General features: G+C 58.1%; 16 protein-coding genes and 2 tRNA genes. 15 read left to right on the top strand and 3 right to left on the bottom strand.

The window, feature by feature from the left end; all coding sequences use genetic code 11:
* Window positions 1–11: 11 nt before the first annotated feature.
* Genes sufC through KP703_RS03875 form a run of 6 tightly spaced genes read left to right on the top strand, consistent with a single transcriptional unit; the run spans window position 12 to window position 4,726 of the window.
* Complete coding sequence (gene sufC / locus KP703_RS03900; protein WP_061502878.1) at window positions 12–788, top strand: Fe-S cluster assembly ATPase SufC; 777 nt, start codon at window positions 12–14, stop codon at window positions 786–788.
* Window positions 785–2,062, top strand: coding sequence for a Fe-S cluster assembly protein SufD (gene sufD, locus KP703_RS03895; RefSeq protein WP_215753860.1), 1,278 nt, complete (start codon window positions 785–787; stop codon window positions 2,060–2,062). Before sufC ends, sufD begins: the two co-directional genes overlap by 4 nt.
* A 2-nt stretch (window positions 2,063–2,064) precedes the next feature.
* Entirely contained in the window at window positions 2,065–3,312 is a 1,248-nt protein-coding gene (locus KP703_RS03890; RefSeq protein WP_156482838.1) for an aminotransferase class V-fold PLP-dependent enzyme, read from the top strand.
* Window positions 3,309–3,767: a Fe-S cluster assembly sulfur transfer protein SufU gene (gene sufU, locus KP703_RS03885; protein WP_215753859.1), complete on the top strand. Its 459-nt coding sequence runs from the start codon at window positions 3,309–3,311 to the stop codon at window positions 3,765–3,767. Before KP703_RS03890 ends, sufU begins: the two co-directional genes overlap by 4 nt.
* Window positions 3,754–4,341: an SUF system Fe-S cluster assembly protein gene (locus KP703_RS03880; RefSeq protein WP_373687435.1), complete on the top strand. Its 588-nt coding sequence runs from the start codon at window positions 3,754–3,756 to the stop codon at window positions 4,339–4,341. Before sufU ends, KP703_RS03880 begins: the two co-directional genes overlap by 14 nt.
* A gap of 16 nt (window positions 4,342–4,357) precedes the next feature.
* The gene (locus tag KP703_RS03875; protein ID WP_062273367.1) at window positions 4,358–4,726 is read left to right on the top strand and encodes an iron-sulfur cluster assembly accessory protein; all 369 of its coding nucleotides are present in this window, start codon (window positions 4,358–4,360) and stop codon (window positions 4,724–4,726) included.
* Here the strand turns inward: KP703_RS03875 and KP703_RS03870 are convergent.
* The 3 genes from KP703_RS03870 to KP703_RS03860 all read right to left on the bottom strand — a co-directional run bounded on the left by KP703_RS03870 (window position 4,674) and on the right by KP703_RS03860 (window position 8,630).
* Window positions 4,674–6,002, bottom strand: a complete 1,329-nt coding sequence (locus tag KP703_RS03870) for a class I SAM-dependent RNA methyltransferase (RefSeq protein WP_373687434.1) — start codon at window positions 6,000–6,002, stop codon at window positions 4,674–4,676. The two genes, KP703_RS03875 and KP703_RS03870, sit on opposite strands and share 53 nt — an antisense overlap.
* Window positions 5,999–8,008: a DEAD/DEAH box helicase gene (locus tag KP703_RS03865; RefSeq protein WP_215753858.1), complete on the bottom strand. Its 2,010-nt coding sequence runs from the start codon at window positions 8,006–8,008 to the stop codon at window positions 5,999–6,001. The genes KP703_RS03870 and KP703_RS03865 overlap by 4 nt, the downstream gene beginning before the upstream one ends.
* Before the next feature lie 166 nt (window positions 8,009–8,174).
* Entirely contained in the window at window positions 8,175–8,630 is a 456-nt protein-coding gene (locus KP703_RS03860) for a hypothetical protein (RefSeq protein ID WP_062273370.1), read from the bottom strand.
* 163 nt (window positions 8,631–8,793) lie between these two features.
* Here KP703_RS03860 and KP703_RS03855 point away from each other — a divergent pair, with 163 nt between their 5' ends.
* The 9 genes from KP703_RS03855 (at window position 8,794) to KP703_RS03815 (ending at window position 17,972) form a co-directional block, all read left to right on the top strand.
* Complete coding sequence (locus KP703_RS03855) at window positions 8,794–10,275, top strand: NAD(P)H-hydrate dehydratase (RefSeq protein ID WP_215753857.1); 1,482 nt, start codon at window positions 8,794–8,796, stop codon at window positions 10,273–10,275.
* Between the two features lie 31 nt (window positions 10,276–10,306).
* Window positions 10,307–10,391 (top strand) — tRNA-Leu (locus KP703_RS03850).
* 91 nt (window positions 10,392–10,482) lie between these two features.
* A complete protein-coding gene (tig, locus tag KP703_RS03845; protein WP_062141880.1) occupies window positions 10,483–11,817 on the top strand; it encodes a trigger factor in 1,335 nt (444 codons plus the stop codon).
* Window positions 11,818–11,986: 169 nt separating this feature from the next.
* Entirely contained in the window at window positions 11,987–12,649 is a 663-nt protein-coding gene (locus KP703_RS03840; protein WP_197463990.1) for an ATP-dependent Clp protease proteolytic subunit, read from the top strand.
* 120 nt (window positions 12,650–12,769) lie between these two features.
* A complete protein-coding gene (clpX, locus tag KP703_RS03835; RefSeq protein ID WP_062250763.1) occupies window positions 12,770–14,038 on the top strand; it encodes an ATP-dependent Clp protease ATP-binding subunit ClpX in 1,269 nt (422 codons plus the stop codon).
* Between the two features lie 187 nt (window positions 14,039–14,225).
* On the top strand, window positions 14,226–16,757 hold the full coding sequence (gene lon / locus KP703_RS03830; RefSeq protein WP_215753856.1) for an endopeptidase La: 2,532 nt from the start codon (window positions 14,226–14,228) through the stop codon (window positions 16,755–16,757).
* A 60-nt stretch (window positions 16,758–16,817) separates the two neighbouring features.
* Entirely contained in the window at window positions 16,818–17,186 is a 369-nt protein-coding gene (locus KP703_RS03825; RefSeq protein WP_256441373.1) for an HU family DNA-binding protein, read from the top strand.
* Window positions 17,187–17,282: 96 nt separating this feature from the next.
* Window positions 17,283–17,357 (top strand) — tRNA-Val (locus KP703_RS03820).
* Window positions 17,358–17,606: 249 nt separating this feature from the next.
* Complete coding sequence (locus tag KP703_RS03815; protein WP_025827009.1) at window positions 17,607–17,972, top strand: NADH-quinone oxidoreductase subunit A; 366 nt, start codon at window positions 17,607–17,609, stop codon at window positions 17,970–17,972.
* Window positions 17,973–17,976: the final 4 nt, after the last annotated feature.

The following is a 17,976-nucleotide window of genomic DNA, read 5'->3' as shown; positions in this document are numbered from 1 at the left end:
GAGTGCATGACATGACCCAGTTTTTGGATATTTCCGGTCTGTGCGCCCGGATTGATGCTGACGGGCAGGAAAAGGAAATCCTCAAAGGTGTGGATCTGAGCATCCCGCCGGGTGAGGTTCACGCCATCATGGGGCCGAACGGGTCAGGGAAATCCACCCTGTCCTACGTGCTGGCCGGGCGTGAAGATTATGAAGTGACGGCAGGCACCGTAAACTTTCAGGGCAAGGACCTACTGGAGATGGAACCGGAAGAGCGCGCTGCGGCGGGCCTCTTTCTGGCGTTCCAGTCCCCCATCGAGCTGCCGGGCGTGAACAACGCCAACTTCCTGCGCACGGCTGTGAACGCAGTGCGTCGTGCCCGTGGGAAAGACGAACTGGATGCCGTCACCTTCCTGAAAACAGCCCGTGCTGCCGCCAAGGAACTTTCCATGGCGCCGGACATGCTGAAGCGGAACGTGAATGTCGGCTTCTCCGGGGGTGAGAAGAAGCGCAACGAAGTGCTGCAGATGACACTCCTTCAGCCGTCCTTCGCTATTCTGGATGAAACGGATAGCGGGCTGGATGTGGATGCTCTGCGTATTGTGGCGGAGGGCGTTAATCGTCTGCGCTCCCCCAGCTTCTCCGCGCTGGTCATTACCCATCATCAGCGCCTGCTGGACTATCTGGTGCCGGACCGCATCCATGTGATGGCCAAAGGCCGGATTATCCATTCTGGTGGGCCGGAACTGGCGCAGCAGATCGACCGTGAAGGCTACACCCGGTTCCTGGCGGAGGCTGAGGCGGCGTGAACGCAATCACAAAAGATCGGTCAGACACGCTGGCCCCGTTCGGCACACGTCTGGACGGGGTGACAGACCCGGTGCGCAAGGCAGCGATAGGCGCTTTGCACAGAAGTGGGCTGCCTGACCGCCGTGTTGAAGAATGGCGCTATACCAGCCTCCGTTTTCTGACAGAAACGCCGCTGGCGGCTCCGGCTGAGGTGTATGACGCCGGGCAGGTTCAGGCGCAGCTTGAAAACCTCGGGCTGAGCAATGGCCCGCTGGCGGAACTGCCGCGTCTGGTGTTCGTCAACGGGCGCTATGCCGAGCCGTTTTCCGTGTTGCCTGCTGAGGTTGATGTCTCTTTCTTCGCCAAGACCCAGACCTTCGGTGCGCTGTCTGCTCCGGATCGTGACCCGCTAACAGCTCTGAACGCTGCTCTGGCGTCTGACGGTGCACAGCTGCATGTGCCGGCTGGCAAGAACGGCGGCGACGTGCTGCTGGTCTCTCTGGGCCAGACGGATACGCCGGTGTCTTTCCATCCGCGGCATTCTGTCACGCTGGACGAGGGCGCACAGCTCACCCTGATCAGCATTCAGGCAGGGCAGGGGCGTTATCTGCATAACCCGGTGCTGGAAATCAGCGTGGCGGCGGAAGCCAACCTCAAGCATGTCACCCTTCAGACCGAAGGGCAGGATGCGGCGTGTCTGGCTACGACCTACGCACAGGTTGCAGAGCGCGGCACGTATGACAGCTTCGTTCTGGGTCTGGGCGCAGCCTTGTCCCGTCAGGAAATTCACGCCCGTCTGGCGGCCCCGTTTGCGACTGTTCATGTGAACGGGGCGCAGATGCTGGGTGGTAAGCAGATTGGCGATGTCACCAGTGTCATCACGCACGCTGCACCCGATTGCATTTCCCGCCAGACCGTGCGGAACGTACTGGACGGCCATGCGCGCGGCGTGTTTCAGGGTAAGGTGTTTGTGGATCGGGTGGCCCAGAAGACGGACGGCTACCAGATGAATCAGGCGCTGCTGCTGTCTGAAAACGCGGAAATTGATGCCAAGCCTGAGCTTGAAATCTACGCGGATGATGTGAAGTGCAGCCATGGTGCTACGGTTGGCGCGCTGGATGACGATCAGCTTTTCTATCTGCGCAGCCGTGGCGTGCCGGATGCGGAAGCGCGGCAGATCCTTATCCATGCGTTTATGGATGAAGCACTGGGTCTGATTGAAGACGACACGGCCCGCACACTCTGCACGCAGATGCTGGCCCGGTCTTTCCCAGTTGCAGGAGAAAGTGCATGAGCATGGCATCCACACAGGACAAAGTCCGGCAGGATCTGGACGTGGCGGCAATCCGCCAGCAATTCCCCATCCTGTCGCAAAAAGTGCATGACCGCCCACTGGTCTTTCTGGATAGCGCGGCCTCCGCTCAAAAGCCGGAAGCGGTGATTGAGGCGATGGCGCACACCATGCGCTGCCAGTATGCCAATATTCATCGTGGCCTCTACTGGATGAGTGAGCGCACCACGGAAGCGTATGAAGCCGTGCGCGATCAGGTTGCGCGCTTTCTAAACGCGCACTCCCGTGAAGAAATTGTGTTCACGCGCAACAGCACGGAAGCCATCAATCTGGTGGCCCATTCGTTCGGAGCTCTGCTCAAGCCGGGGCAGGCGGTGGTTATTTCCGAAATGGAACACCACGCCAACCTGATCCCCTGGCAGATGCTGCGGGACCGCGCCGGGATTGAGCTGCGTGTTGCCCCCATTACGGACGCCGGGGATATCGACCTCGATGCGCTGCAAGGCCTGCTGGCAGATGGGAAGGTGGCGCTGGTTGCCATGACCCATATGTCTAACGTGCTCGGTACTGTGACGCCGGCCAAGACTATTGCGGATATGGCGCATGCCGCCGGTGCGCAGGTACTGTTTGATGGCAGCCAGTCCGTGGTGCATCGCAAGACAGATGTGCAGGCTCTGGGTGCGGATTTCTACACCTTCACCGGCCACAAGCTTTATGGTCCCACAGGGATTGGCGTGCTGTGGGCGCGCAAAGAACTGCTGGAGGCCATGCCGCCCTTCATGGGTGGGGGAGACATGATCTCCACCGTGACCTTTGAAAAATCCACATGGGCCAATGTCCCGCATAAATTCGAGGCAGGCACCCCGGCCATTATTGAGACCATTGGTCTTGGTGCGGCCATCTCCTGGGTGGAGGCTATCGGGTTTGAGGCTATTGGGGCGCATGAGGCCGCTTTGACAGCACATGCACTGACCCGTCTGGCGGATGTGCCGGGCTTGAAAGTGGTGGGCCAGCCTAAAGAGCGTGGTGGGGTGATTTCCTTCACCATGGACGATGTCCACCCGCACGATATTGCGACTCTGCTGGACCGGAACGGCATTGCCGTGCGGGCCGGACACCATTGTGCGGAGCCGCTCATGCGTCGCCTTGGCCTTACGGCAACAGCCCGCGCCAGCTTTGGCATTTACACCCTGCCGGAAGAAATCGACACACTGGCGGATACGCTGGTGCGCATTCGGAATTTCTTTGTGTGAACAGCCTGACGGATAGCGGTGCGTTGTATGATCGGCTGATTGTCGATCGTGCTCGCACTCCTCTTCATGCAGGGCGGCTGGAACAGGCTGATGCGCAGGGAGAGGGGAAAAACCCGCTCTGCGGGGACAAGACCCGGGTGGACGTTCAGATGGCTGATACCCATATCAGTCAGATCAGACATCAGACGCGCGGCTGTGCTATTTGCCTTGCCGCAGCGGATTTGATGGCTGAACGCGTGACCGGTTTGACTGTCCCGCAGGCGCAGGATCTCAGCCGACGCTTTTCCGCCATGCTGGTGAATGAACCGGCCAGCACGCCGGATGTGAATACGGATACAACTGCATTGGGGCCTCTGGAAGCATTTGCCCCGCTGCGCGCACACCGGGCGAGAATCCGCTGTGCAGAATTGCCCTGGGTTGCTTTGAAGGAGGCGCTTTCTCATGTCGATGTCTGAAAAGGTGCATGCTCCTGAACTGCAGGAGCAGGACACAATGACGCAGACTGCTACCACGGACGTTCTGCACGCTGATGCGCCGGAGGCTGGTGCAAAGACAGCACGGGTCGAAAGCTGGACGCCTGATAATGCCGATGCTGCGCCTGCCAGTGCCAGTGCCAGTGCCAGTGCCAGTGCCAGTGCTTCGGCGGAGGGAGTTGAAGCAGTTCCTGCAGATGGGGAGACGGCGGCCAACAGTCCTGCCCCAGAGGGTGCTGGAGAGGCGACCGGCCCGGCCTCTGAAGACGCAGTGATTGAAGCCATTGCCACGGTTCATGACCCGGAAATTCCGGTCAATATTTACGAACTGGGGCTGATTTACGCGATTGATCTGTATGATGATGGCCGCGTGAAAATCGAAATGACTCTCACGGCCCCCAACTGCCCGAGTGCGCAGGAACTGCCGGTGCAGGTGAAGGACGCTGTGGAGAAAGTGCCGGGCGTTGCTTCTGCTCAGGTCGAGGTGGTGTGGGATCCGCCGTGGGATATGTCCCGCATGAGCGATGAAGCCCGCCTTGCCCTGAATATGTTTTAATCGAAAGGACGGACCGATGTCTCAGACCAGTGTTGCGCCGCCCGTCAAAAGAGCCCTGCCGCCGTTAATGCGTCTGTCTGACGCAGCGGCGGAACGCCTCCGGCATTTGTATAAAACGGCCCATGCCGGGCAGTTGCTGCGTATCAGCGTCACCACCAAAGGCTGCTCCGGCAAAGCCTATGACATGCAGTTTGTAGAAACCCCGACAGAAGGGGATGAGGTGGTGTCAGACAAAGGCCTGACCCTGCTGGTAGACCGCAAGGCCACCCTGTTCCTGATCGGAACGCAGATGGACTACCATCAGACGGAACTTGAGGAAGGATTTGTCTTCATCAACCCGAATGAGAAAGGCCGGTGCGGCTGCGGCGAGAGCTTTCATGTTTGAAGCCGCAAACGGCTTCAACCTCGGCTGACCACAGGAACTGGTCAATGACTGTCACGCTGGTCAGGCGATAGCCTGCAGCGTGCAGGGCTGCGGCATCGTTGGTCAGGGCGGCAGGATTACAGCTGACGTAAATCAGGCTGCGGGGCTTGCCTATAACCATCTGCTTCATTTGCAGCTTGGCCCCGGCATGCGGCGGGTCCAGCACCACACAGCCTGCCTGGGCCAGTTCCTTGGCCATAATGGGCTGGCGGTTTAAATCCCGACAGGCCACTTCCAGCCGCGTGCCGCCGGCAGCGTTCTTCAGGGCTGTTGCGGCAGGCGGGTAGCCCTCATACGCCTGCACACGGGCACGGCTGGCCAGCGGGAAGCTGAGCGTGCCACAGCCCGCATACAGTTCAATCACCACATCACGCTTATTCAGCTTGGGCAGAGCGTCCAGCACGGCCTGCTGGATCAGCGTCTCACTTTCTGCTGTAGCCTGAAAAAAGGCCCCGGTCGGCGGACTGACGGTGGAACCCGCCAGCGTATGCTGCACCGGGCGCGTTTGAGCGGCTGTTTCCGGCAGACCCTGATCGCCCTGCCGCTGCCAGCAGATGCGCGGAATGCCCTGTTCAGCCGATAAGGTGGCGAGTCGGGTGCGGTCCACGGTGGAAAGGGGGCCATCAGTGACCAGAAGAATATCCAGTCCCGACTCGAGCAGATTAATCCGCACATCCCCAGCCCGATACAGCCCTTCCAGACTTCTGAGCGTCTGACGGAGGGCCGGCAGGCAGTCCATAATGGCAGGATGGAGAACGGCGCAGGTTGTCAGGTCAATCACGTCCGTGCTGCCACGGGTATGCAGACCAAGCAGAACCTCTTTGCCCTCTCTGCGTACGGCCAGATCTGCCCGGCGGCGACTATGGGGCTGCACCTGAAACGCCTTCGGCTCAGGCAGATCAGAAAAACCAGCTTTTTTGAGGGCTGCCATCACACGGTCCGTTTTCCAGACCAGCAGTGCGGCACGGTCCATGTGCTGGAGCGTGCAGCCGCCGCATTCGCCAAACAGAGGGCAGGGCGGCTCGGTTCTCTCCGGAGAGGGAACAAGAATTTCCGTGGCAGCCCATTTGTCGGATGCGGTGCGTTCTATCCGCACCTGCTCACCCGGCAGGGTGTAGGGCACATGCAGGGTCTGGCCGTCAGCCAGAACTGCGGCACCGTCACCCTGTGCGCCAAGATAGGTAATGGTTACGTCGCGAATGTCTGAAGCGTGTTGCTCCGGTGTGTGAGCTGTCACCTTGAGTGCTTTGCGGCCTCTTCTTCAGATACAGAAACGTCTGCAGTCGGGGCAGGGAGGTCTGCCAGAATAGTCGTACGGCGCGGCAGTTGCATAAAGGCTGGAATGGTGTGGCCAAAACCAACCACATCACCTGCAGGCATCGGTGGCGCTTCATCCCGGCGGGGCAGGCGGCCAGTGGACCGGCGGCTTTCCTGCGCGGGCTGCGGGGTGGCTGCTGCGGGGGCAGGTTTCGGCGTTGCGGCCTTATGCTGCTGCGGAGCGTTGGTCGTTTTTTCGCCCCGAGTCCCGTTTTGGTTTTTAGAGGCGGGTTTTTCTCTGCGGCGACCCTGCGGCGGACGTTTTTCATCCGACCACTCCAGCTGCTCAATACCATCAATCGTCAGACGCGGAATTTTGTTGCCGGTCAGGGTCTCAATGGCTTCGGCCAGATTTTTGTCATACGGCGTGGCCAGGCTGTAGGCGTGGCCTTCCTTCCCGGCGCGGCCTGTGCGGCCAATCCGGTGGACATAATCTTCGGCATGGAACGGCAGGTCGAAGTTAAAGACGTGCGAGAGTCCGCCAATATCAATCCCACGGGCTGCCACATCAGAACAGACCAGAATTTTCAGCTCACCATTCTTGAATTTTTCAAGGGTGGAAAATCGGACTGACTGCGGCAGGTCACCATGCAGGGCACCCACGGAAAAACCGTGTTTCTGCAGGGACTGCATCAGCACGTCCACGTCGCGCTTGCGGTTACAGAACACAATGGCGTTCTGCATCGTGGGGTCGCGCAGCAACTTGCGCAGCGTGTCGCGCTTGTTGTGCTCATCCACAATCACCAGACCAGCGGTAATGGTGGTGGCGACGGAAGAGGCACGGCTAACCGTGATTTCCTTGGGGGACTGCAGGAACGCATCCGCCAGCTGCCGGATGGCCGGAGCCATGGTGGCAGAGAAGAACAGCGTCTGACGGTTGGCAGGCAACAAGCTGACAATTTTCTCAATGTCAGGGATGAAGCCCATATCCAGCATACGGTCGGCTTCATCAATCACCAGAATACGTGTCTGGTTGAGCAGCAGACCACCGCGTTCAAACAGGTCCAGCAGACGGCCCGGTGTGGCAATCAGCACGTCCACGCCGCGGTTCAGCACTTCTTTCTGGTCGGCCATGCTCTCGCCGCCAATCAGCAGCGCATGGGTCAGCTTGAGGTGCTTGCCGTAATTCACAAAGTTTTCTGCAACCTGAAGTGCCAGTTCCCGCGTGGGTTCCAGAATCAGGGAGCGCGGCATGCGCGCTCTGGCCCGTGAGCCGGACAGAATTTCCAGCATGGGCAGCGTAAAGGATGCTGTTTTCCCGGTCCCGGTCTGCGCCACGCCCAGCACATCCTTCGCCATCAGAATGGCCGGAATAGCCTGTTCCTGAATGGGAGTGGGGTGGGTGTAGCCCATTTCCGTTACAGCGCGGAGAATGGGTGCAGACAGTTCCAGATCGGCAAACGTTGTCTTGGGCTCGGCGGCCTTTTCAGGTTCCGCTTTTGCTTCAGGGCTCTCTGCTGTCACGGGCTCAGCGGGAGCTTCTGCAGCCGGTGCCGCCACAATTTTTTCAGGCTCAGGCGCTTTCTCGGGGGCGGCTGCGTCTGCAGTCGGAACCGGAATGCTTACGGAGTCTTCAGTCGCAGGCTGCTCAGGGGCAGACTCAGCGGCAGCTTTCGTCGTGGCTTTTTTTGCAGGGGTCGCACGGCGCCGGGGGCGTTTGGGCTTAGCTGCTTCTTCAGCAACCGGTGCCTCTTCCACAGGCTGGGCCGCGGGCTGTTCCGTAGCTTCGGGAGCCACAGCAGCCGGTTCAGCGGCTTTCCGTCGGCGCCGTACAGGTTTTTTGGGCGCCTCTGCCTTTTCGGCAGGGGCAGCCTCAAGCGCTTCCGCACCCTTTTCCGTTGCGGCTGCGTCTACAGCCGTGGCAGCCGTTTTTGTGCGGCTGCGCGTCGTGGTCTTGCGGGGACGGGTGGGCGTTTTGGCTATCAATATGCTCTCGGAGATACTTCAGTCGTTATAAGCATGGACCGACAGGCCCTGAATTTTCCATGCCCCGAAGGTCGGAGGAGGGAGAGAAGCTGAAGCCGGTCAGGCGCTTGCTGCGATAAAGGCATTTCCCGCCAGAATCAAGCTTTCCCCATCCTTGCGGTCTATTTTACAGGAACGGATGGCCCAGCGAGGCGGCCAGAACAGCAATCAGACCGAGCGCCATGATCACCAGAATCTGGTTACGGATCGAGTCGAACAGGGCTGGTTGCGGGCGCAGGGCCCGGCGAGCCTTCTGAAACGGTCCTGTGAGCACACGTACATACAGGACAGCCATGACGATACCGACCAGCTGCATAAGGTTGGTGGTCCACGGCGCCTGCGCAAAGCCGCCTTCATGGAGAATCATCAGCCAGCCGGTAATCAGCGCTGTGGGGATGACATGCATCAGTACCCGGAAAAAGCGGCCCAGCGATTGCAGTTGCACGGAATTGCGCTGCGTCGGGTCCAGCAGGGAGAGGCTCTGGCGCATGATGATGGCGGCATAGGCGGTACCGCCCAGCCAGAACATGATGCTGATGAGATGGAGAGCGAGGATGACGCTCCAGAGAATGGAATGAGGCATGCAGACTCCGCTCGTAAAAAAACTGAATTCAAAAACTGGCACGCCAGCGGCGGGAGGTCGCCACTCCGCGCGATACAGGGTGTCTGATTGCCAAGGGGACGCCCCGGGTGCAAGTCAGTATTCTTCAGGCACTGTTCCGGTTCCCCGTATCAGGAGGATTTCCATGCCCGTCTCCCCACTTTCAGACCTCAGTCTTTATACACCAGAAGACATGGGGCGTGTGGATCAACTTGCCTCGGCCTCGGTGCCGGTTTCCACACTCATGGATAACGCCGGGCGCGCCGTTGCCCGTGCGGTGCGCCGTTACATGCGCCCCTGCCGGGTTCTGGTGCTCTGCGGGCCGGGGAATAATGGCGGCGATGGATTTGTCGCGGCACGTTATCTGGCGGAGGCTGGCTGGCCGGTTGCTGTGGCGGAAATGGCTTCACCGTGTGCTGGGTCGGCCGCAGCAGAAGCCTCGGCGCGTTTTGAAGGCGTCCGCGTGCCATTTGCTCTGGCAGAAGTGGAGCGTGCCGATCTGGTGATTGATGCCGTGTTCGGTGCAGGGCTGAGCCGGGCTGTAACGGGCCTGCCCGCTGATCTGTTGCAGGCAGCCCGCAAGGTTGTGGCGATTGATATCCCGTCCGGGATTGATGGTGGGACAGGGCAGGTGCGCGGCGGCGCGCCCCACGCAGCCATGACGGTCACATTTTGTCGCTTCAAGCCGGGGCATCTGCTCTATCCGGGGCGGAGTTTCATGGGGCGGCTGGTGCTGGCGGATATCGGAATGCCGCAGGTGGCACTGGAACAGGTTCCGCCGCAGGTCTGGCAAAATGCTCCGGGCTTGTGGCGTCTACCCGAGCCAGGGCCTGAGAGTCATAAATATACGCGGGGCGTCGTCAGCCTGTGTGCCGGGCAGTCCATGCCGGGGGCTGCGCGCCTGTGCGCTGGCGGGGCGCGGGCCGCCGGGGCAGGGCTGGTGCGGATTGCAGCCGGAAAAGATGCTCCCGCTTACAGGCTGGGGGCGCCGGGGCTGGTGATTGATGAAGGCCCGCTGGACAGTTTGCTCGCTGATAAACGGCGTGCCGTATGGGTGTGCGGCCCGGGCCTGACAGAAGATGAGGTGACGCAAACGCTCCCGGCGTTGCTGGAGGCGCAAAAATGCGTGCTTGCCGATGCAGGCGCTCTTTCTGCTGCTGCGGGGCATCTGGAAAAACTGCGCGGTGCGGCTGTCATCACGCCTCATATTGGGGAGTTCACCAAATTGTTTGGGGCACCGGGCGCAAACCCGCCAGACTCCGTGCGGAAGGCGGCGGCGCAGATCAATGCTGTTGTGGTGCTCAAGGGGGCATCTACGCTGATCGCAGCCCCGAATGGACGACTGGCGATCAATGATCATGCGAGTCCCGCTCTGGGTACTGCCGGCTCTGGCGATACGCTGTCCGGTGTGATTGCGGCGTTGCTGGCGGCAGGTATGCCTGCGTGGGATGCCGCCTGTGCGGGCGTATGGCTGCATGGCGAGGCCGGGATTCAGGCTGGTGCATGGCCAATTGCGGAGGATCTGGACCGTTATCTGGGCCCTGCGCGTGAAAAAGCGACCCGAATGCAGCATGAATATGGAGAGATGTGCAGAGGGTCTCTTGCCGGGAGCCACGCTCTGGGCTAAGTCCTCGCAACTTGCGACGGGGTTTTACCGTGCGGGCGTGGTGGAATTGGTAGACACGCCAGATTTAGGTTCTGGTGGCGCAAGTCGTGGGGGTTCAAGTCCCTCCGCCCGTACCATTTTTCATGGTGCTCCCGTCCTGTTCCGCGGCAGCCTTTCGGCACATTGCAGCGGGAAATTTGAGTTTGTACCGAAAGGAAGGCCTGGCCGATGCAGGTTACTGACACCCTCAATGAAGGGCTGAAGCGTGGTTTCACCATTACCATTCCGGCAGCAGAGCTTGCAGAAAAGCGCGATGCGCGTCTGAAAGAAGTTGCTGCCAACCTGACTCTTCCTGGTTTCCGCCCGGGTAAGGTGCCTGTTTCTCTGGCGCGCCAGCGTCATGGCGAAGCCGTGCGTGCTGAAGTGCTGGAGCAGGCAGTGTCCGAATCCCTGCGCTCCGCGCTTGAAGAACGCGGCCTCCGCCCTGCTGGTCAGCCGCAGGTTGAGCTGGTGAGCGGTCAGGAAGATGACGGCAAGGACCTTGAATTCAAGGTTGAAACCGAAATCCTGCCAGAAATCACCGTGCCGGATCTGTCCGACCTCTCCCTGACCCGCCTGAAGGCGGTTGCCAGCGATGAAGCTGTCGACAAAATCCTGGCCGACGTTGCCAAGCGCCAGCGTTCCTTCGAAACGATCGAAGAAGTTCGCCCGGCTGTGAAGGGTGACGTTGTCTCTGTTGATTTCGTTGGCAAGCGCGATGGTGTGCCGTTTGACGGTGGCACGGCGCAGGACGTCAATGTTGAAATCGGTGGCGAAGGCTTCATCCCCGGCTTTGCCGAGCAGATTGAAGGCATGAAGCCCGGTGAAGAAAAACAGATCACCGTGACGTTCCCCGAAAACTACGGGGCCGAAGAACTGGCTGGCAAGGAAGCAACCTTTGACATCACCGTCAAAGAGCTGAAGAAGCCGGTGGACGCGCCGATTGATGATGAGCTGGCTAAACAGCTGGGCTTTGAAACGCTGGAACAGCTGCGTGACCTCGTTCGCAAGCAGGTTGAAGGCGAATATGATCAGCTGTCCCGTCTGCGCATCAAGCGCGACCTGTTGGACGCTCTCGCTACGAAAACCGACTTCCAGGCTCCTCAGGGAATGGTTGATGCGGAATTCCAGCAGATCTGGCAGCGTGTTGAAGCCGACCGCAAAGCTGGTCAGCTTGACGACGAAGACAAAGATAAAGACGAAGACACGCTGCGCGCCGACTATCGCAAGATTGCCGAACGCCGCGTGAAGCTCGGTCTTCTTCTGGCTGAAATCGGCCGCAAGAACGCCATTACGGTTACGCAGGACGAACTGGGTCGCGCCATGCGCGCAGAAGCCATGCGTTATCCGGGGCAGGAGAAGGAAGTCTTTACTTTCTTCCAGAACAACCCGCAGGCCATTGAATCCCTTCGCGGTCCGATCTTCGAGAACAAAGTTGTCGATTATCTGATTGAACTCGCGAAAGTGGAGGACAAGGAAGTTACTCCGGAAGAGTTATCGGATATTCCTCCGGCTGATATCTGAGAAAATTGTGTCCCGCCGGTGTGAACCGGCGGGACACTCTTTTTCAGGGCAGATTTTCTTTTCCGGGGTAGCATCTTGCTACTTTATCTCTATCTTGATTGAGAGTGCCTGAACCGGTTTGCGTCTTCGGACGGAAATGGGGGAAGGATGGTGCAGGTTTTTTACGGGAATGACTGACATGAGGGATCGTGATCCCGTTGAGGTTTTCAGCAACGCTTTGGTGCCGATGGTGGTCGAGCAGACCTCCCGGGGCGAGCGGGCATTTGATATCTATTCCCGCCTGCTTCAGGAACGGATCATCTTTCTGACCGGCCCGGTGTATGACCAGGTTGCGTCTGTGATCTCCGCACAGCTCCTTTATCTGGAAAGCGTGAACCCGACGAAAGAAATTTCTTTCTACATTAACAGCCCGGGTGGCGTTGTGTCCGCAGGTCTCGCGATCTACGACACGATGCAGTACATCCGCAGCCCGGTCAGCACCGTCTGTATCGGTCAGGCAGCCTCCATGGGCTCTCTGCTGCTGGCGGGTGGTGAAGCCGGGCGTCGTTTCGCTCTGCCAAATGCCCGCGTGATGGTGCATCAGCCGTCTGGCGGCGCGCAGGGGCAGGCGAGCGATATTGAGATTCAGGCCAAGGAAATCCTTATTATCCGGCAGCGTCTGAACGAGATCTATCGTGAGCATACCGGCCAGACGCTTGAGGATATTGAGCAGAAGCTGGAGCGCGATACCTATATGTCAGCCGAGGAAGCAAAGTCTTTCGGGATTGTTGACAAGGTAATCAGCCATCATAAGGCTACAGAAGCTGGAAAGAAGGATAAAAGCCATCCTTAATCTGGTGTACGCTAAATCTCCTGTTCAATGTCAGGGGTGGTCTGCCCGCAGTAAGGCAGATAGAGTTGGTAACTCGGTTCCTGGTTTTCTGAGGTCCGGGACGTTCAAGGGAGTGGGCTGATGAACGCAAAGTCCGGTGATTCCAAAAACACACTCTATTGCTCTTTCTGCGGGAAGTCGCAGCACGAGGTGCGCAAGCTCATTGCCGGCCCGACCGTGTTTATCTGCGATGAGTGTGTTGAACTCTGCATGGATATCATCCGTGAAGAGCACAAGACGACACTGGTGAAGTCACGCGAAGGCGTTCCGACTCCCAAGGAAATCTGTAAGGTTCTGGATGATTATGTGATCGGACAGTTTGAGGCCAAGAAGGTCCTCTCTGTTGCGGTGCATAACCATTACAAACGGCTGACGCAGGCGACCAAAGGCAATAACGATGTTGAACTGGCAAAGTCCAACATCCTGCTGGTTGGCCCCACCGGGTCGGGTAAGACTCTGCTTGCGCAGACGCTTGCCCGTATCCTGGACGTACCGTTCACCATGGCAGATGCCACCACGCTGACCGAAGCCGGTTACGTGGGTGAGGATGTTGAAAACATCATCCTCAAGCTGTTGCAGGCGTCTGATTACAATGTGGAACGTGCGCAGCGCGGCATTGTCTATATCGATGAAATCGACAAGATTTCCCGCAAGTCTGACAATCCCTCCATCACGCGTGATGTGAGTGGTGAGGGCGTGCAGCAGGCTCTGCTGAAGCTGATGGAAGGCACCGTCGCCTCTGTGCCGCCGCAGGGTGGGCGTAAGCATCCGCAGCAGGAGTTCCTGCAGGTGGATACCACGAACATGCTGTTCATCTGCGGCGGGGCCTTTGCCGGGCTGGATAAAATCATCACCGCCCGCGGTAAGGGGACAGGCATTGGCTTTGGTGCTGATGTCCGGTCTCCCGATGAGCGGAAAACCGGTGAAATTCTCCACGATGTGGAACCGGAAGATCTGATGAAATTCGGGCTGATCCCGGAATTTATTGGCCGTCTGCCGGTTCTGGCAACGCTGGGGGATCTGGATGAGGCGGCTCTGATCCGCATTCTGACCGAGCCGAAAAATGCTCTGGTCAAGCAGTATCAGCGCCTGTTCCAGATGGAAGATGTCCAGCTTTCCTTTACGGATGATGCCCTGAAGGCGATTGCAGACCGTGCCATTACCCGCAAAACGGGTGCACGTGGCCTGCGGTCCATTATGGAAAGCATCCTGATGTCCACCATGTTTGATCTTCCGGGTCTTGATAACGTGGAAGAAGTAGTGGTGAACCGGGACGTAGCCGAGGAAAAAACAAACCCGGTTTATGTCTATGGCAAAGGGAAAAAGGTTCCGGCGGAACAGTCAGCCTAAGAACTGCAAAACAACTGCCAGCAGGGAAGAAATGCCCTGCTGGCCGGGTTTTCTGGTTAACCCATTGTAGAATGGGGCGTTCGTAACGACATGGTAGATGGTGGGAGCCTGTTGGCAGGTTCTCGCGGGCTGGGTACGCCACATTACGGGTGCCCGGCCTGGATCGTCCTTGAAGGAGGTCATGGTTATGGCTGATAATGAAAAACCAGCAGTAAAACGTAAGCGTAAATCACCCGCAAAAACGCCGGCCAAAACGCCAGCAACGGTCACACCGACCGAAAATGCAGCCGTCGTCGCTGCGGACAACACAGCCCCCGACAAGAAGGTAGAGCAGGGTAACGGTCGTATTGCCGTTCTGCCCCTGCGCGATATTGTCGTGTTTCCCCACATGATTGTCCCGCTGTTTGTTGGCCGTGAAAAGTCCGTTAAGGCGTTGGAGTCCGTTACGCGGGAAGACCGGCAGATCCTGCTGATTGCGCAGAAAGATGCGGCTCAGGACGATCCGGGTGTGGATGATGTGTACCGCTTTGGCACCGTCTCCACCATCCTGCAGCTGCTCAAGCTGCCGGACGGCACCGTTAAGGTGCTGGTGGAAGGTGTGCGTCGCGCACGGGTGAAGGCCCTGCATGATATTGACGGGCATTTTGAAGCAGAAATTGAGGATGTGGTTGAAGAGCCAGCGGTAGGGGCGGAAGCCGAAGCGCTGGGCCGTTCCATCGTCTCTCAGTTTGAGCAGTATATTAAGCTCAATAAAAAGATTGCGTCTGAAGTTCTGGTCTCTCTTAACCAGATCAGCGATCTGTCCAAGCTGGTCGATACTGTTGCCAGCCACCTGAATCTCAAAATTTCCGAAAAGCAGGAAATTCTGGAGGCGCCGTCTGTCACATTGCAGCTGGAGAAGGTTTTCGCGCACATTGAAGCGGAAATCGGCGTGTTGCAGGTTGAGAAGAAAATTCGCAACCGCGTGAAGCGGCAGATGGAGAAAACCCAGCGCGAGTACTATCTGAATGAGCAGTTGAAAGCCATTCAGAAAGAACTGGGTGAAGGCGAGGACGGCAAGGACGAAACCACCGAGATTGAAGAGCGGATTGCCAAAACCAAGCTTTCCAAGGAAGCGCGGGAAAAGGCAGTTGCCGAGTTGAAGAAGCTGCGTGGTATGAGCGCCATGTCTGCCGAATCAACGGTTGTCCGGAACTATCTGGACTGGCTGCTCGGTATCCCGTGGAAGAAGCGCACTAAGGTCAAAAATGATCTGGACGCCGCTGAAGCCGTGCTGGATTCCGATCACTACGCTCTGGAAAAGGTGAAAGAGCGTATTCTGGAATATCTGGCTGTTCAGAGCCGCTCCCAGAAGCTGAAGGGACCGATTCTCTGCCTTGTGGGGCCGCCGGGTGTGGGTAAAACCTCGCTGGCACGTTCCATCGCCAAGGCTACCGGCCGCCATTACGTGCGCATGTCTCTGGGTGGCGTGCGGGATGAAGCTGAAATCCGTGGGCATCGCCGCACCTATATCGGCTCCATGCCGGGCAAGATCATTCAGGGGATGAAGAAGGCGAAGGTTTCGAACCCGCTTTTCCTGCTGGATGAAATTGACAAGCTGGGTGCGGACTGGCGGGGCGATCCGGCTTCAGCTCTGCTGGAAGTGCTGGATCCGGAACAGAACAGCACGTTTGCTGATCATTATCTGGAAGTGGATTATGATCTGTCGGACGTCATGTTCGTCACCACGGCAAATAGCCTCAACATGCCCCAGCCGCTGCTCGATCGTATGGAAATCATCCGTCTGTCTGGCTACACGGAAGACGAAAAGGTTGAGATTGCCCGTCGCCATCTGATCTCCAAGCAGGCCGAGGCTCATAACCTCAAGCCGAGCGAGTGGTCGATCAGTGATGACGCTCTGCGGGATCTGATTCGCTATTACACGCGTGAAGCCGGGGTTCGTAACCTTGAGCGCGAAATTGCGAATCTGGCCCGTAAAGTGGTGAAAGAACTCGTGACGGGGAAGGCGAAGAAGGTTACCATCACCGTGCGCAATCTTGAAAAGCTGGCCGGTGTGAAGCGCTTCCGTTACGGCGAGACCGAAGCGGAAGACATGGTTGGCATTGTCACCGGGCTGGCCTGGACGGAAGTCGGCGGCGAAATCCTCACGATTGAGAGCGTCATGGTGCCCGGTAAAGGCGCTGTGGTGGAAACCGGCAAGCTGGGCGATGTCATGAAGGAGAGCGTCTCTGCGGCGTATTCCTACGTGCGCAGCCGTTCGACCACATTCGGGATCCTGCCGACTCTGTTTGAAAAGCGGAGTTTCCACGTGCATGTGCCCGAAGGTGCGACTCCTAAAGACGGGCCTTCAGCCGGTATTGCCATGGCAACGGCGCTGGTGAGCGTCATGACGGGCATCCCCGTTCGGCGTGATGTTGCCATGACTGGCGAGATCACGTTGCGGGGACGCGTGCTGCCGATTGGTGGTTTGAAAGAGAAGCTGCTGGCGGCTCTGCGCGCAGGCATCAAGACGGTATTCCTGCCTAAGGAGAACGAGAAAGATCTCGCGGAAATTCCTGACTCCGTAAAGAACAATCTCGAAATCATCCCCGTATCCCACGTGGATGAAGTGATTGCCCGGGCGCTGGTCCGTAAGCCTCAGGCCATCCATTGGGATGAGGTTTCGGAAGCTGTTCCGACCCCGGAAGGAGCTGGTGCGGCGCCCGTGCTGCCGCACTGAGGGAAAAATTTACTATGTGGCCGAAGTTTACCGTTGCTCGGTTGACGTGGCGTAAAACGGCTGCATAGTGCGAGCGGGAAGCGGAGAGGCGGACGTAAAGCCGCCCGCCGCTCCAGTCACGATAAACACAGAGAGAGGCGTAATATGGAGAAGCCGCTTAACAAGCAGGAACTCGTAGCGGCAGTGGCCGACGAGGCTGCTCTGCCCAAGGCGAAGGCTGGAGAAGTGGTTGACGCCGTATTCGGTGCAATCGAAAAGGCGCTTTCCAAAAAGCAGGAAGTTCGTCTGGTTGGTTTCGGCACGTTCGTTACAGCCTCACGCAAGGCTGCTAAAGGGCGCAACCCGCGTACAGGTGAGGAAATTGATATTCCGGCCTCTACGTCCGTGCGCTTTAAGCCGGGTAAGGCTCTGAAGGATGCCGTAAGCTAAAAGTCTCTCAGACTGATAGTTTTTTGGTTTCGGCCGGTAAAACTTCCACAGGAAGGGTTGCCGGCCGCTTCTGTTTGTGACACATACGCATCCAGCGGGCGATTAGCTCAGAGGTAGAGCGTCTCGTTTACACCGAGAGGGCCGGCGGTTCGACCCCGTCATCGCCCACCATGATTTCTCTCAAGGCATCATGGTTTCCGCGCAGAGCACCAAAATGTGAGATGCTCTCGTTTTTATGAATATCCCCCAAAATCTGTAGTTTTCCGCCATATTCACGGTGGTTTCACGTGGTCCCTCTAAGTAGTCACGGGAACGTGCCCGTTATTACTGCTGTCAGGGCATGGCTGTTGTAAAGACTTAGGTCTAGGATCCTCTGCATGACGTTTGATCTTCATGATCTCTCTCATGCAAGGAATACAGATGCAGTCTGTTCTTGGTGATTACGCCCCTGTTTTGGTATTCGGTGCTATTTCAGTCGTTATTGCGGCTGCAATGCTGGGTATGGCGCTGCTATGCGGCCATCAAAAACCTTATCCTGAAAAAGTAACGGCCTATGAGTGCGGATTTGAGGCCTTTGATGATACGCGCCGTCGTTTTGATGTGCGGTTTTATCTGGTCGCGATCCTTTTCATTATTTTCGACCTCGAGGTCGCGTTTCTGTTCCCTTGGGCTGTCAGCCTGTCTCGCATAGGGCTGTTTGGCTTCTTGTCCATGCTGGGGTTCCTGAGCGTGCTGGGGATCGGCTTTCTGTATGAATGGCGCAAAGGCGCGCTGGATTGGGATTGAGGGA

It is taken from the genome of Acetobacter sp. P5B1, from assembly GCF_018811985.1.
In the GTDB taxonomy this organism is placed as follows: Bacteria; Pseudomonadota; Alphaproteobacteria; order Acetobacterales; family Acetobacteraceae; genus Acetobacter; species Acetobacter cerevisiae.
Note: the sequence above shows the minus strand (reverse complement) of the source record. Positions and strands in the feature narration are given on the sequence as shown.

What these genes read in the sequence shown, in the direction of transcription:
- sufC (WP_061502878.1), top strand. Translation starts at nt 12, where the DNA reads ATGACCCAGTTTTTGGATATTTCCGGTCTGTGCGCCCGGATTGATGCT.
- KP703_RS03890 (WP_156482838.1), top strand. Translation starts at nt 2,065, where the DNA reads ATGGCATCCACACAGGACAAAGTCCGGCAGGATCTGGACGTGGCGGCA.
- KP703_RS03880 (WP_373687435.1), top strand. Translation starts at nt 3,754, where the DNA reads ATGTCGATGTCTGAAAAGGTGCATGCTCCTGAACTGCAGGAGCAGGAC.
- KP703_RS03875 (WP_062273367.1), top strand. Translation starts at nt 4,358, where the DNA reads ATGTCTCAGACCAGTGTTGCGCCGCCCGTCAAAAGAGCCCTGCCGCCG.
- KP703_RS03860 (WP_062273370.1), bottom strand. Translation starts at nt 8,630, where the DNA reads ATGCCTCATTCCATTCTCTGGAGCGTCATCCTCGCTCTCCATCTCATC.
- KP703_RS03855 (WP_215753857.1), top strand. Translation starts at nt 8,794, where the DNA reads ATGCCCGTCTCCCCACTTTCAGACCTCAGTCTTTATACACCAGAAGAC.
- tig (WP_062141880.1), top strand. Translation starts at nt 10,483, where the DNA reads ATGCAGGTTACTGACACCCTCAATGAAGGGCTGAAGCGTGGTTTCACC.
- KP703_RS03840 (WP_197463990.1), top strand. Translation starts at nt 11,987, where the DNA reads ATGACTGACATGAGGGATCGTGATCCCGTTGAGGTTTTCAGCAACGCT.
- clpX (WP_062250763.1), top strand. Translation starts at nt 12,770, where the DNA reads ATGAACGCAAAGTCCGGTGATTCCAAAAACACACTCTATTGCTCTTTC.
- lon (WP_215753856.1), top strand. Translation starts at nt 14,226, where the DNA reads ATGGCTGATAATGAAAAACCAGCAGTAAAACGTAAGCGTAAATCACCC.
- KP703_RS03815 (WP_025827009.1), top strand. Translation starts at nt 17,607, where the DNA reads ATGCAGTCTGTTCTTGGTGATTACGCCCCTGTTTTGGTATTCGGTGCT.